11 protein-coding genes are annotated in these 13,766 nt (G+C 64.6%); 8 read left to right on the top strand and 3 right to left on the bottom strand.

The genetic code is table 11. The annotated features are described in order from the left end of the window. Positions 1–142 precede the first annotated feature (142 nt). Positions 143–1,123: a LysR family transcriptional regulator gene (locus tag H9K76_RS21180; RefSeq protein ID WP_187597236.1), complete on the bottom strand. Its 981-nt coding sequence runs from the start codon at positions 1,121–1,123 to the stop codon at positions 143–145. A 137-nt stretch (positions 1,124–1,260) separates the two neighbouring features. On the opposite strand from H9K76_RS21180, the gene aptA reads away from it, so the two are divergent. Together aptA and H9K76_RS21170 are read left to right on the top strand one after the other, a co-directional pair. Further along, entirely contained in the window at positions 1,261–2,625 is a 1,365-nt protein-coding gene (gene aptA / locus H9K76_RS21175; RefSeq protein ID WP_187597235.1) for an omega-aminotransferase AptA, read from the top strand. Between the two features lie 230 nt (positions 2,626–2,855). Further along, entirely contained in the window at positions 2,856–4,373 is a 1,518-nt protein-coding gene (locus H9K76_RS21170; protein ID WP_187597234.1) for a CoA-acylating methylmalonate-semialdehyde dehydrogenase, read from the top strand. 517 nt (positions 4,374–4,890) lie between these two features. Here the strand turns inward: H9K76_RS21170 and H9K76_RS21165 are convergent. Continuing rightward, positions 4,891–5,919 carry a Bug family tripartite tricarboxylate transporter substrate binding protein gene (locus H9K76_RS21165; protein WP_187597233.1) on the bottom strand — a complete coding sequence of 343 codons (1,029 nt, stop codon included), beginning with the start codon at positions 5,917–5,919 and terminating at the stop codon, positions 4,891–4,893. A gap of 217 nt (positions 5,920–6,136) precedes the next feature. Beyond that, entirely contained in the window at positions 6,137–7,051 is a 915-nt protein-coding gene (locus H9K76_RS21160; protein WP_187597232.1) for a FadR/GntR family transcriptional regulator, read from the bottom strand. A gap of 241 nt (positions 7,052–7,292) precedes the next feature. On the opposite strand from H9K76_RS21160, the gene H9K76_RS21155 reads away from it, so the two are divergent. The 6 genes from H9K76_RS21155 to H9K76_RS21130 all read left to right on the top strand — a co-directional run bounded on the left by H9K76_RS21155 (position 7,293) and on the right by H9K76_RS21130 (position 13,647). Continuing rightward, the gene (locus H9K76_RS21155) at positions 7,293–8,495 is read left to right on the top strand and encodes an ABC transporter substrate-binding protein (RefSeq protein WP_187597231.1); all 1,203 of its coding nucleotides are present in this window, start codon (positions 7,293–7,295) and stop codon (positions 8,493–8,495) included. A 203-nt stretch (positions 8,496–8,698) separates the two neighbouring features. Then, the gene (locus H9K76_RS21150; RefSeq protein ID WP_187597230.1) at positions 8,699–9,559 is read left to right on the top strand and encodes a branched-chain amino acid ABC transporter permease; all 861 of its coding nucleotides are present in this window, start codon (positions 8,699–8,701) and stop codon (positions 9,557–9,559) included. A gap of 23 nt (positions 9,560–9,582) precedes the next feature. Continuing rightward, positions 9,583–10,614 (top strand): branched-chain amino acid ABC transporter permease, encoded by a 1,032-nt coding sequence (locus tag H9K76_RS21145; protein WP_187597229.1) that lies wholly within the window; start codon positions 9,583–9,585, stop codon positions 10,612–10,614. Beyond that, positions 10,611–11,417, top strand: a complete 807-nt coding sequence (locus H9K76_RS21140) for an ABC transporter ATP-binding protein (protein WP_187597228.1) — start codon at positions 10,611–10,613, stop codon at positions 11,415–11,417. Before H9K76_RS21145 ends, H9K76_RS21140 begins: the two co-directional genes overlap by 4 nt. Next, positions 11,414–12,127 carry an ABC transporter ATP-binding protein gene (locus tag H9K76_RS21135; RefSeq protein ID WP_187597227.1) on the top strand — a complete coding sequence of 238 codons (714 nt, stop codon included), beginning with the start codon at positions 11,414–11,416 and terminating at the stop codon, positions 12,125–12,127. Before H9K76_RS21140 ends, H9K76_RS21135 begins: the two co-directional genes overlap by 4 nt. Before the next feature lie 29 nt (positions 12,128–12,156). Next, the gene (locus H9K76_RS21130; protein WP_187597226.1) at positions 12,157–13,647 is read left to right on the top strand and encodes a M81 family metallopeptidase; all 1,491 of its coding nucleotides are present in this window, start codon (positions 12,157–12,159) and stop codon (positions 13,645–13,647) included. Positions 13,648–13,766 lie beyond the last annotated feature (119 nt).

Raw genomic sequence — 13,766 nt, 5'->3', positions numbered from 1 at the left:
AAGGCGTCTTTTGAAGGCAATAGCCGTAGCTATTGACGAAAAAGACAACGCCGCGGATCGCCCGAGGCCACGTTCAGACGATGGCAGGGAGTTATGCAGAGGTTTCCTAGGCCTTTCCATGCGCAGGCGCTCGACCTTGCGCTCAGGCGTGTGCATCCACGAGGCACTTTCCGAACGCCGCCGCCGCGCGGCTGGGCTGCGGCGACTTGCGCACCAGACTCACGAAATCGCAGTAGTAGTTGAGCAGCTCGGGGTGCACGGCGCGCATCAGTCCCTGCGCCTCGAAATGCTGCGCATAGTGGTCGGGCAGGAATCCCAGATAGCGGCCCGAGAGGACCAGCGTGGCGATCGACTCCTGGTCGAAGCCCGTCGCCGCGCGCGAAAGCCGTGCCTGGTGCGTGAGCTCCATGTTGGGCGAGTGGTACCCCAGCCCGGCAAACGGATAGTCGCGCACCGCATCCCAGTCGAGCGCCCCATGGTCCGCCTCGAAGAGCGGATGGCGCGCGCCGCAATACAACTGCATGGTCTCGCCGAACAACCGGTGGTAGACCAGGCTGTGCGAGCTGCGGTGCGTGGGAATGATGCCCACCTGGAAGGTGCCGTCCATCACGCCACGCTCGATCGCGTTGATCGATCCCACGTGCAGCTGCAGGTGCACGTCGGGCGCCAGCGCATTGAACGCACCGATTGCCTCCCCGATGCGCGCCGCCGGATTGCTGGCCGTCTTGTCGAACACCGCCACCGCGAGCTGGCCGCCCATGCGCGCATGGATGTCGTCGATGCTGTCGCGAAAGCCCCGCACCGACGCCAGCAGGCGCAGCGTCTCCTCGTACACCCGCTGGCCTTCCGCCGTGAGCGCGAAGCCCGCACGGCCGCGCCGGCACAGCGTGAGGCCCAGGCGCATCTCCAGGTCCTTGACGTGGCGGCTCACGGTGCTGGTGCCGATGTTGAGCTCAAGCTCCGCAGCCGACATGCCGCCGCATTCCACCACCGCCTTGAAGACCTGCAGCAGGCGCAGGTCCATGTCGCTGAGCTGGCCCAGGACGGCGCGGTTGCGCGTGGCCAGCGGGGTCTGTTTCGTACGGGAAGCGGGCCTGGCGGAGGCTGTCTTTTTTACTTGCATAAATCCTCAAGTAAACAGTGATATTGCGCTATTTACCGGATTATCCGCCAACCCAACAATGCACCCATGCCGCATCCTGCCGGGGCGCGGAATTTCTTTCCCGATCAACGTCTTGCCCGAACCTTCTGGAGACACGCATGAGCTTCGCCACCATCGACAATCCCGCAAGCGCCGCCGGCGCCGTCCGCACCGATGCCGCCTGGCTCGACGCACACTGGATGCCCTTCACCGGCAACCGCAACTTCAAGGCCAATCCCCGCATGATCGTGGGTGCCGAAGGCGCATATCTGCGTGACGACAAGGGTCGCAAGGTCTTCGACGGCCTCTCGGGCCTGTGGTGCACGGGCCTCGGCCACGGCCGCCGCGAGATCGCCGAAGCCATCGGCAAGGCAGCCCTGCAGCTCGACTACGCGCCGGCCTTCCAGTTCGGCCACCCCGCCGCGTTCGAGCTGGCCAACAAGATCAAGGGCCTGACACCCCAGGGCCTGGACTATGTGTTCTTCACCGGCTCTGGCTCCGAGGCCGCGGACACCTCGCTCAAGATGGCACGCGCCTACTGGCGCCTGAAGGGCCAGGCCAGCAAGACCGTGCTGATCGGCCGCGAGAAGGGCTACCACGGCGTGAACTTCGGCGGCATCTCGGTGGGCGGCATCGGCGGCAACCGCAAGATGTACGGCCAGGGCATCGCTGCAGACCACATGCCCCACACCCAGCCACCCGCGGGCACCTTCCAGAAGGGCATGGCCGAAGAGGGCGGCCGTGCGCTCGCCGACAAGCTGCTGGACATCATCGCGCTGCATGATGCGAGCAACGTCGCCGCCGTGATCATCGAGCCGTTCGCAGGATCCGCCGGCGTGGTGATCCCGCCCAAGGGCTACCTCGAGCGCATCCGCGAGATCTGCACGCAGAACAACATCCTGATGATCTTCGACGAGGTCATCACCGGCTTCGGCCGCTGCGGCGCGATGACCGGCGCGGACGCCTTCGGCGTGGTGCCCGACATCATGAACTTCGCCAAGCAGGTCACCAACGGCGCCCAGCCCCTGGGCGGCTGCGTTGCCAGCAAGGACATCTACGACACGTTCATGGCAGCGGGCGGCCCCGAGTACATGCTGGAGTTCGCGCACGGCTACACCTACTCTGCCCATCCGATCGCCTGCGCCGCCGGCGTGGCAGCGCTCGACCTGCTGGAAAAGGAAGACGGCCCCGGCCGCGTGAAGGCACTGGCCCCCTACTTCGAGAGCGCCGTGCACAGCCTGAAGGGTACCCGGCACATCGCCGACATCCGCAACTACGGCCTCGCTGCCGGCTTCACGATCGAGCACGCTCCCGGCGAACCCGCCAAGCGCCCCTACGAGATCGCGATGAAGATGTGGGAACTGGGCTTCTACGTGCGCTACGGCGCCGACACGATCCAGCTCGCGCCCCCCTTCATCAGCGAGCGCGCGGAGATCGATCGCCTGATCAACGCGCTGGGCGAGACTATCCAAACGGTCGCCTGATGTAGCAAACTGCCCGTAACTCGTCTCCTGGTTTGCGTGTTCAAACCAGGGCTTGCGAAGCGCAGCGAGCCCACGAATCACCCACCACAATGACGAGATAGGCCCTCAGGCCAGGCGTGAAGCCGCAGACAGTACTCCTGTACGACAAGGCTTCCACAACAACGCATGAGGGCCTATATCGTCCCCCCCAAACGACTGACCTTTCACCTTTAAAGTAAAGCCACAAAAAAATGAACAACGACAAGAACGTCACTTCTACTGTGGGCCATCTTATCGACGGCAAGATCGTTGCAGACACCGCCCGCACGCAACCCGTCTTCAACCCGGCCACGGGCCAGTCGACCACCAACGTCGCCCTGGCCAGCAAGGCCACGGTCGAAGAGGCGATCGCCTCCGCGGAAAAGGCCTTCCCCGCATGGCGCAACACTCCGCCGCTCAAGCGCGCCCGCGTGATGAGCAAGCTGAAGGTGCTGCTCGAGGAAAACGCCGACAAGATCGCTGCGCTCATCACCGCCGAGCACGGCAAGGTGCTGGCCGATGCGCATGGCGAGCTGCAGCGCGGCATCGAGAACGTCGAGTATGCAAGCTACGCCCCCGAGCTGCTCAAGGGCGAGCACAGCCGCAACGTGGGTCCGAACATCGACAGCTGGAGCGAGTTCCAGGCGCTGGGCGTCACGGCCGGCATCACGCCGTTCAACTTCCCCGCCATGGTGCCGCTGTGGATGTGGCCCATGGCCGTCGCCTGCGGCAACACCTTCGTGCTCAAGCCCTCCGAACGCGACCCATCGAGCGCCCTGCTCATCGCCCAGCTGGCACTGGAAGCGGGCCTGCCACCGGGCGTGCTCAACGTGGTCAACGGCGACAAGGAAGCCGTTGATACGCTGCTGCAGGACCCGCGCGTGAAGGCCGTGAGCTTCGTGGGCTCCACGCCGATCGCCGAATACATCTACGCCGAAGGCTGCAAGAACGGCAAGCGCGTGCAGGCACTCGGCGGCGCGAAGAACCATGCCATCGTCATGCCCGACGCCGACATCTCCAACGCCGTCACCGCGCTCATGGGCGCGGCCTACGGCAGCTGCGGCGAGCGCTGCATGGCCGTGCCGCTGGTGGTCACCATCGGCGACGACACGGCCGACAAGGTCATCGAGGCCCTCAAGGTCGAGATCAGCAAGATGAAGGTCGGCCCCGGCACCGACAACAGCAACGACATGGGTCCGCTCGTGACCAAGCAGCACTTCGAGAAGGTGAAGGCCTACGTCGATGCCGGCGTGGCCGAAGGCGCCAAGCTGGTGGTCGACGGCCGCGGCGTGAAGGTGGCCGGCCATGAGGAAGGCTACTTCCTCGGCGCCTGCCTGTTCGACGACGTGAAGCCCGGCATGAAGATCTACCAGGAAGAAATCTTCGGCCCCGTGCTCGGCGTGGTGCGCGCCAAGAACCTGCAGGAAGCGATGAAGCTCATCGACGACCACGAGTACGGCAACGGCACCTGCATCTTCACACGCGATGGCGAAGCGGCCCGCTATTTCACCGACCACATCCAGGTCGGCATGGTGGGCGTGAACGTGCCCCTGCCCGTGCCGGTGGCCTATCACTCGTTCGGCGGCTGGAAGCGTTCGCTGTTCGGCGACCTGCATGCCTACGGCCCGGACGCCGTGCGCTTTTACACCAAGCGCAAGACCATCACGCAACGCTGGCCTTCGGCTGGCGTGCGCGAAGGGACGATGTTCAGCTTTCCTAGCAGTAGATAAGAGGCATCCCCCTGAGGCGCTTCGCGCCTTCCCCCTTCTCTCTACGCGACTACGTCGCTTCGGGAAGGGGGACGCAGCCAGTGCGGCGGGGCGGCCCTTGCACGGCTGCCCTCGCATGGGGCGCGCCGGTTTTGTGGGCTGTGTTCTAGTTTTGTGGCATCCCCCTGAGGCGCTTCGCGCCTTCCCCCTTCTCTCTACGCGACTGCGTCGCTTCGGGAAGGGGGACGCAGCCAGTGCGGCGGGGCGGCCCTTGCACGGCTGCCCTCGCATGGGGCGCGCCGGTTTTGTGGGCTGTGTTCTAGTTTTGTGGCATCCCCCTGAGGCGCTGCGCGCTTTCCCCCTTCTCTCGAATGCTGCGCAGTTCGGGAAGGGGGCGCAGCCTTTGCTCGGCTGCCCGCGCATGGGTCGCGTCGGTTTCGTAGGACGCGCTCGGGGCGGAGGTCGGGGACACTCCCGGCCTCGAACTCGAAATCCCACAGCAGGAGGAGATCAAAGTCCCCTCCCCGAAAAGGAACGATCAATCCAACGTGATATTCGCAGTCTTGATCACAGCCCGCCACTTGGCGATCTCATCCCCGAGAAAAGCCGTGGAAGCCTTGGGATCCAGCCCGGAAGGCAGTACCCCCGCCGAGTCGAACTTGGCCTTCACTTCCGCATCCGGCAGCGCCTTCGCAATCTCCTTGTACAGGCGATCGACCACCGGCTGAGGCGTTCCCGCAGGCACTGCCGCCATGAACCACGCGTCGGCCGTGAAGCCCTTGAGGCCCTGCTCGATGAAGGTGGGCACGTTCGGCATGGCGGGCAGGCGCTCGGTATGCGCCACCGCGAGCGCCTTGACGTTGCCCGCATTGAGCTGCGAGTTGATTGTCACGGCGGTCAGGAAGCCAAAGTCCGTTTCACCGGCCACGAGCGACACCACCGAAGGCGCGCTGCCCTTGTAAGGCACATGCGTGACCTTCACGTTGGCCTGCATCGCATACAGCTCCGCACCCAGGTGGTTGGGACCGCCCGTGCCGGACGACGGGAAATTCAGCTTGCCGGGCTGGGCCTTCGCCGCCGCGGTCAGGTCGGCTACCGACTTCAGCGGGCTCTTGCTGCCCACAGTAAGCACCAGCGGGCTGCGGCCGACGAGGCTCACCACGCTGAAGTCCTTGAGGGGGTTGTAGGGCAGCTTGGTGTACAGGCCGGGCGCCATCGCCATGCAACCCACGTCTCCAAGAATGATGGTGTAGCCGTCGGCGGGCTGCTTGGACACGTAGTCGCAGCCGATCGTGCCGTTCGCGCCGGGCTTGTTGTCCACGACCACCGAGGCGCCCATGTTTTCTCCCATCTTCTGCGCCAGCAGCCGGCCGATGATGTCCGTGGACCCGCCTGCGGCATACGGCACGATCAGGCGGATGGGTTTGTTCGGATAGTTGCCGGTATCGGCCTGCGCGGCCGTGGCGGCCATCAGCGAGGACAGCACGGCGAAGGAAGCCGTGGCCACGACACGCAGGGTGCCGCGATGAGAGGAGATGCGTGGGGCCGAAGCGAACGAATGGAACATGGGCGGGAGGACGGTTGGAGTGAATGGATGGATGGACGGATGGCTAGATAAAGACGGGGTGAGCGAATGAACGACTGGATCGCGGCCGAAGAATCCTGCACCACAGCGCGCTGTTGGCGGCGCGCGAGCATAGCAGTGCCCTTGGCTTGTCCTACATGTGCCGGGGGCTTAGCTCCCCGCAGGGAAGATCCATGGCCATGCCACGAGAAGTATCGTGTCAGCTGGCGGTCGACTTTGCCTTGGAAGACCTGGAGGTCGTCCTCGCGCTGCCCGCTGATTTCCTGGAGGTGGTTGGCTTTTTCTCCAGCACAGCCTGGGATGCGGTGGATACGGGCACGCGCGGACTGCGCAGCGAATCGGCATCCAGAATCAAACGGCCCTGGATGCGTCCCTTCATGCGCTTGACCGCGCGCGTCGCATCCTGCATGTGCCGGGTCATGAGGGCACGCACCTGCTCCGCGTCGCGCGCCCGGGCCGCGGCCACGATGTCGCGGTGGTAGTTGGCGTTTTCCTCGCCGAAGCGACGATGCTCGGTCTGGGGCGTGCGGTTGCCGAACACGATGAGCTGGCGGATCATCTCGTTGATCAGCTCGCACGTGAAGCGCAGGAAGGGATTCGGGTTGGCCGCGGCCAGGATGTCGTGGAAGTTCACGTCCTCGCGGCGCTGCATGATGAGGTCCGTCTGGCTCGACGCGGGATCGCAGCAGGTGATGCTGTGCTCAAGCGCCACGAAGTCCTCCTCCGTGAGATGCGCAACCGCCCCGGCGGCAAGCTCCGGCTCCAGCATCATGCGCACCGCGTAGATGTTGTCGATCGTGACTTCCTTGAAGAACAGGTAGTTCTGCAGGAACTGCAACGTGCGATCGAGCGGCACTTCCACGATGGTTCCCCCGCCCGACGGGCCCGTGGAAATGGTGATGAGCCCCTGCACCTCGAGCGACTTGAGCGCTTCGCGAATCGTTCCCTTGCTGACCTCGAACTGCGCCTGCAGTTCGCTCTCGCGCGGCAGCCGGTCACCGGGACTGAGATTCTTCTCGGTGATCATGCGCTTGATTTCCTGGGCTACCAGATCAGAGCGCTTGAGCTGCCGGAACTGCTTGATGGCCAGCGGTGAAGACTTCTTTGTTGCCATGTTGGACGTGATAGAGCGGACACCGTACGGGCACGGCATGCGTGCATTCACGGGCTTGGTGCAGTATGCACCGCGAACGTGATTTGTCACCATCGTCTAGGGTTTGTCCGCGTCATATTTGTTCTATTTGTCACTATAAATAGCACAGAGGAGCACAAGTGGCCCGATCCGATCTGGCACGCATCGTGCTCCCATAACAAAGCAGACCGCCATGGTCTCGATTCCACCCGGAGACACTTTCATGCAACGCCGCAATTTCCTTCAGCTGTCCGCACTCGGCGCATTGCCGGGCTCCCTGGGCCTGGCCCACAACGCCTGGGCGCAGGCCAAGGACGCCATCCAGTTCGGTTGCCCCGTGCCGATGTCCGGTGCCTTCGCCGCCAACGGCAAGTTCGCAGACATGGGCATGAAGCTCGCGATCGAGCAGTACGGCAAGGCGCTGGGCCGCCCGCTCGCCTATACGCTGCTCGACACCGAGGGCAAGCCCGCCACCGCGATCCGCAAGGTGCAGGACGCCTCGCAGCAGGGCGCGAAGTTCTTTGCCGGCGGCATCCTTTCCTCCGAATCGCTGGCCATGGGCAAGGAGGCAGAGAAGGCGGGCGGCATCTTCATCACCACCGCCGGCGCCGACGAGATCACCGGCAAGGACTGCAACAGCGCCACGTTCCGCTGGTCGGTTCCCACCTTCGGCGCGATCGAGCAGACCGTGCGGCCGCTGCTGGACGCCCACCCCAAGGCCAAGCGCGTGTACACCATCACGCCGCAATACGTGTTCGGCGATGGCCTGCTGACCGCGGCCAAGAACATCTTCAAGGAGCGCGGCATCGAGCACGTGGGCAACAGCTACCACTCGCTCACCGAGAAGGAGTTCAGCGGCTACCTCACCAACGCCGTGGCGGCCAAGCCCGATGTGCTGCTGATCCTGAACTTCGGCCAGCAATCGTCCGACACGCTGCGCCAGGCCGTGAGCTTCGGCATGAACAAGAACATGACCATCCTGATTGCCTGGGCGTCGGGCCTGGAGCAGTTCGAGTCGCTGGGCCCCGACCTGTGCGACGGCGTCTACTTCGGCGCGCAGTACTGGCACACGGTGGATGCGCCGCTGAACCTCGACCTCGTCAAGCGCACCAACGACAAGTTCAAGTTCAACCCGAACTACAGCCTGGCGGGCTCCTACATCATCACCAAGCTGATGATCGATGCCATCATCAAGGCCGGCACGGTGGACACCAAGGCCGTGATCGCGGCCATGGAAGGCATGAAGTACCAGGGCCTCACCGGCGAAGAGGAAATCCGCAAGGCCGACCACCAGGTGCTCAAGAACTACTACCTGCTCAAGGGCAAGGCCAAGTCCAAGATGAAGAACAAGGACGACTACGCCGACATCGTCAGCTCGGGCAAGTCCTTCCTGCCGGTCGACCAGACCGGGTGCAAGCTGGGTTGATCCTTGCGATGCCCTCGCCCCCAAGGGGGGAGGGCTGGGATGAGGCCGCTGCATGGTGCGGTCCGTGTGCCTGATCGAAGGCGGCCGCCATCCCTGCCCCAGCCCCGCCCTTCCCCTCTTGCGGATGGGGAGAGGATGCCGCCGGGACCCTGTACCCATTCATCCGACCAACCAGGCAAGCCATCAGGCGAGCACTTTCAAAAATGAGCATCTACCTGCTTCAGACGATCAACGGGATCGGCATCGGAATGCTGTACTTCCTGCTGGCCGTGGGCCTGTCGATCGTCTTCGGCCTGCTGCGCTTCGTGAACTTCGCGCACGGCACCTTCTATCTGCTGGGCGCCTACTTCTGCTACCAGATGGCGCAATGGGGCATGAGCTTCTGGCTGTCGCTGGTGGTGGTGCCCCTCGCCGTCGGTGCGGTCGGCTGGGTCACGGAAAAACTCATCCTGCGGCATGTGTATTCCAAGCCCCATGAATTCCACATCCTCATCACCGTCGGCTTCGCGCTGGTAATCCAGGAAGTGGTCATCATGATCTGGGGCCCGCTCGGCGACAGCGTGGCGGTTCCCGAGACGCTCAACGGCGTGGTGATGTGGGGCAGCTTCATCTATCCGAAGTACCGGCTCTTCGTGATCGGCTTCACCGCCGTGCTCGCGGTCATCATCTGGTGGGTGCTGGAAGGCACGCGCCTGGGAAGCGTGGTGCGCGCCGGCAGCGAGTCGACCGAAATGGTGTCGCTGCTCGGCATGAACGTGTTCGGCATCTTCAGCCTGGTGTTCGCGCTCGGCGTGGGCCTGGCCGCGCTGGCAGGCGTGCTCGCCGCGCCGATCCGCGGGGTGAGTCCGTTCATGGGTGTCGAGGCGCTCGGCGTGGCCTTCGTGGTCGTGGTGGTGGGCGGCCTCGGCAGCTTCAGCGGCGCGCTCGTGGGAGGCCTGCTGATCGGCATCGTGCAGAGCCTCATGAGCACCATCTGGCCGCCGGGAGCGAGCCTGATGATCTACGTGGCGATGGCGGCCGTGCTGCTGCTGCGTCCCAATGGCCTGCTGGGCCGCCAGGTTTGACGCATAACGAGGAACGCCACACCATGATCTCCTCCAAGAATTTCCAGTTCCTGACGGCAGCGGTGATCGTTGTCGCCATGCCGCTGTTCATGAAGTCGGGCTCGCTCGCGAGCGAAGTGCTGATCTATGCGCTCGCCGCGATGGCCTGCAACCTGCTGCTCGGCTACACCGGCCTGCTGTCCTTCGGCCAGGGCGTGTTCTTCGGCCTGGGCAGCTACACGCTCGGCATCGTGCTCACGAGATTGCCCATCTCCATGCCGCTCGCACTGCTCGGTGCGGTAGTGGTCGGCGGCATCGGCGCCGCCATCGTCGGCTGGGTGGCGATCCGCCAGCGTGGCACCTACTTCGTGATGCTTACGCTCGCGTTCGCGCAGATGTTCTATTTTCTGGCCTACAGCCTGCCCGACCTCACGGGCGGCGATAACGGGCTGATGGACATCCCCCGCAAGTCGATCTCCGTTGCCGGGCAGACGCTCATTCCGCTGGAAACACCGTGGCAGTTCTACGGCTTCGTAGCCGTGCTCTTTCTCATCGTCTACTGGATGCTGCGCACGGTCTGCGATTCGATCTTCGGCCGCACGCTGCTCGCGGTGCGCGACAACGAGGAGCGCGCCGCCGCCGTGGGCTACAACCTGCGGCTGCTCAAGTTGCAGGCATTCGTGATCTCTGGCGCGGTGACCGGCCTGGCCGGCGCACTGCATGCGCTGATGACGGGCATCGCCCCACTCTCGAATGCCGAATACCACACCAGCGAGATGATCCTGGTGATGACGGTGATCGGTGGCACGGGCAACCTGCTGGCCTCGCTGCTGGGTGCGGCCTTCTATGTGCTGCTCGGCGACTGGCTCTCCACGCTGTGGCCGCGCTGGCTGTTGATCCTCGGCGTGGTGCTGATGATCGTGAGCCTGGGCATGCAGGGGGGCCTCTGGGGCCTGTGCCAGAAGCTGGCGCAACTGGCACGCGGAAGCCGCCAGGCCAGGCAGGATGATGACAAGAGCGGTGCGCAGGGCACCGGCGCGAATGGAACCAATGGAACCAACGGAGGCCACGCATGAGTGCAAGCACAAGCACAAGCGCAATTGCAAATGCAGGCGGTCCCGTTCTGCTCGAGGCCGTGGGCGTGGAAAAGCGCTACGACAAGTTTGTGGCGCTCGGCGGCGTGAACATCAAGGTACGCGCTAATACCGTGCATTCGGTGATCGGCCCGAACGGCGCGGGCAAGACCACGCTGTTCCACATGCTCACCGGTACCAAGTCGGTGAGCGGAGGCAAGATCGTCTTCGACGGCCACGATGTCACGCGCGAGCCCGATCATGTGCGCGTGCGGCGCGGCATGGCGCGCTCGTTCCAGGTCACCAGCCTGTTCCTCACGCTGCCCGTGCGCGAGAACCTGCGGCTGGCAGCGCAGGGCGTGGCGCCCGCGCAGGCGCTCAACTGCTGGCGCCAGCCCACCGGCAGCCTGGCGCGCACCGACACCGTCGCGGGCGTGCTCGCGCGCATCGGCATGGAACGCTTTGCCGACACCCCGGCGGGCAATCTCTCGCACGGCCAGCAGCGGCGCCTCGAAGTGGGCATGGCGCTGGCCGCCCGGCCCAAGGCCATCTTCCTCGACGAGCCGACCTCGGGCATGGGCATCGACGACCTGGACGAGATGAAGCACCTGATCCAGAGCCTCAAGAGCGAGCACACCGTGGTGCTCATCGAGCACAACATGAACATCGTCATGGACATCTCCGACACCATCACCGTGATGCAGCAGGGCCGCGTGCTGGCCGAGGGCCTGCCTGACGATATCCGCAACGACGACCGCGTGCGCAAGGCCTACCTTGGCAACATGATCACCGGAGGCAAGGCATGAGCACCGCACCGATTCTCCAGGTGGACGGCATCCATGCGCACTATGGCAAGAGCCACGTGCTGCAGGGCGTCTCGCTGCACGTGAACGACGGCGAACTGGTCACGCTGCTCGGGCGCAATGGCGCGGGCAAGACCACCACGCTCAAGTGCATCGCGGGTGCGATGCAGCCCACGCAGGGGCAGATACGCTTCGCCGGCGATGTCACCAGCAGGCTCGCCACGCACCAGGTGGCGCAGCGCGGCATCTGCCTCGTGCCCGAACACCGCGGCATCTTCAAGCTGCTGACGGTGGAGGAGAACCTGATGCTCGGCCAGAAGAAGAGCTCGAAATGGCAGCTGGAAGACATCTACCGGATCTTTCCGCGCCTGAAGGAACGTCGCACCAACGGCGGCGGCCAGCTGTCCGGCGGCGAGCAGCAGATGCTGGCCATCGGCCGTGCATTGATGAATGCCCCCCGGCTGCTGATGCTCGACGAGCCCGTCGAGGGCCTGGCTCCCGTGATCGTGGAGGAGATCGTCGCGCAGCTCAAGGTGATCAAGGCGGCGGGCGTGTCGATCCTGCTGGTCGAGCAGAACCTGGAAGTCTGCACGCAGCTTGCCGACCGCCACTACATCATCGAACAGGGCGCCATCGCGCACGAGGCCACCAACAGCGACTTTCTCGCCGACGATGCCGCCCTGGACCGCTACCTCGGCGTCGGCATCGATTGACCCGCAGGGGTCTGGAGTTTGCAATCATCATGAGTTCCCAGAAGAAGCGATTCCTGATCGCACGACTGAACCACGAGACCAACACGTTCTCGCCGGTGCCGACGCCCATTGAGGCCTTCGCGCCCAACTATGGGGCCGACGCCTATCGCGCGAACAAGGGCATGCGCACCGCGATGGCGGCCTTCATCGAGCTGGCCGAGGCCGAAGGTGCGGAGCTGGTGACGCCGGTCTCGGCCATGGCGAATCCCAGCGGCCCGGTGCATGCCGCCGCGTACGACGAGCTCACACGGCGCATCGTCGAGGCCGTGCCTGGCTGCGATGCCATCCTTCTTGACCTGCACGGCGCAATGGTGGCCGAGAACAGCGACGATGGAGAGGGGGACCTGCTCGCACGCGTGCGCGCCGCAGCCCCGGGCGTGCCGCTGGGCGTGGCGCTCGACCTGCATGGCAACATCACCGAGAAGATCGTCCGCAACGCCGATGTGATCGTGGGTTTCAAGACCTATCCGCACATCGACATGTACGAAACGGGCGAGCATGCCGGCCGCCTGCTGCTGGAAATGTGGCGCGGGGACACTCAGTACGAGGTGATCTGGAAGCCGCTGGCGCTGATGAGCCACACGCTGCGCAGCACCACGCTGAGCGGCCCGATGAAGGATGCCTGCGAACAGGCCCGGGTCATGGAGACGCAGGGACTGCCCGCCGTCTCCGTGTTCGGCGGCTTCTCGCTGGCCGACATCCCCGCACCGTGCGTGAGCGTGGTGGCCACCGTCCGCAAGGGCGACGCGCCAGCGCAGCAGCCCGTCATCGACGCCTTCGCCAACAAGGCGATCTGGCAGCGCCGCGCCGAATTCATCTACGACAGCGAGCCGCTTGCCGAATCGCTCGCCAAGGCGCAGCAGCTGGCCACGCGGGCGGACGGCAAGCCCGTGCTGCTGCTCGACCATGGGGACAACTGCATGTCGGGAGGCACCTGCGACACCATGGATGTGCTGCAGACCGCACTGTCATTGGGCATGAAGGGCATCGCCGTCGGTCCGCTGTGCGATCCGGAGGCGGTCGCGCAGATGTTTGACGCCGGCGAGAACGCACAGGTCGAGATCGCGCTGGGCAACAAACGCTCGCTCGCACACCTGGGAATGGACAAGCGCCCCGTCACGCTGCGCGGCGTGGTACGCCGGCTGAGCGACGGCAAGTACGTGGTCTCCGGTCCCATCTACAACGGCATGGAATGCCAGATGGGGCGCACGGCGCTGCTCGATATCGGCGATGCGCAGATCGTCGTCACCGAGCAGACCCATGAGCCCTGGGACCTGGGCGTGTTCCATTGCGTTGGGGTCGATCCGACCAAGGCACGCTACTTGCTTCTCAAGTCACGCATGTACTGCAGACCCGTGTTCGTTCCCTTGTCAGCCGGCTTGGTGGAATGCGACAGCCCCGGAGTGACCACCTCGGACTATTCGCGGTTCGCATTCGATCGTGTGAGCCGTCCCGTGTACCCGCTGGATCGCGATGTATGAGGGTTTATCCTGAACATTGGGGTGATCGATCCCTAAAATTTGAGTCGAGCCGCCCTTGATGAGGAGAACGAGCTGAGATAATCAAGGGTTTGCCCCGATTTTTCATCTTTCGAGTCATT

This window comes from Diaphorobacter ruginosibacter, assembly GCF_014395975.1.
Lineage (GTDB): Bacteria > Pseudomonadota > Gammaproteobacteria > Burkholderiales > Burkholderiaceae_C > Diaphorobacter_A > Diaphorobacter_A ruginosibacter.
Note: the sequence above shows the minus strand (reverse complement) of the source record. Positions and strands in the feature narration are given on the sequence as shown.

Bases quoted from the DNA above. Each gene is read 5' to 3' on its own strand.
- aptA (WP_187597235.1), top strand. From the start codon at position 1,261: ATGAGCTTCGCCACCATCGACAATCCCGCAAGCGCCGCCGGCGCCGTC.
- H9K76_RS21170 (WP_187597234.1), top strand. From the start codon at position 2,856: ATGAACAACGACAAGAACGTCACTTCTACTGTGGGCCATCTTATCGAC.
- H9K76_RS21130 (WP_187597226.1), top strand. From the start codon at position 12,157: ATGAGTTCCCAGAAGAAGCGATTCCTGATCGCACGACTGAACCACGAG.
- H9K76_RS21145 (WP_187597229.1), top strand. From the start codon at position 9,583: ATGATCTCCTCCAAGAATTTCCAGTTCCTGACGGCAGCGGTGATCGTT.
- H9K76_RS21160 (WP_187597232.1), bottom strand. From the start codon at position 7,051: ATGGCAACAAAGAAGTCTTCACCGCTGGCCATCAAGCAGTTCCGGCAG.
- H9K76_RS21135 (WP_187597227.1), top strand. From the start codon at position 11,414: ATGAGCACCGCACCGATTCTCCAGGTGGACGGCATCCATGCGCACTAT.
- H9K76_RS21155 (WP_187597231.1), top strand. From the start codon at position 7,293: ATGCAACGCCGCAATTTCCTTCAGCTGTCCGCACTCGGCGCATTGCCG.
- H9K76_RS21180 (WP_187597236.1), bottom strand. From the start codon at position 1,123: ATGCAAGTAAAAAAGACAGCCTCCGCCAGGCCCGCTTCCCGTACGAAA.
- H9K76_RS21150 (WP_187597230.1), top strand. From the start codon at position 8,699: ATGAGCATCTACCTGCTTCAGACGATCAACGGGATCGGCATCGGAATG.
- H9K76_RS21140 (WP_187597228.1), top strand. From the start codon at position 10,611: ATGAGTGCAAGCACAAGCACAAGCGCAATTGCAAATGCAGGCGGTCCC.
- H9K76_RS21165 (WP_187597233.1), bottom strand. From the start codon at position 5,919: ATGTTCCATTCGTTCGCTTCGGCCCCACGCATCTCCTCTCATCGCGGC.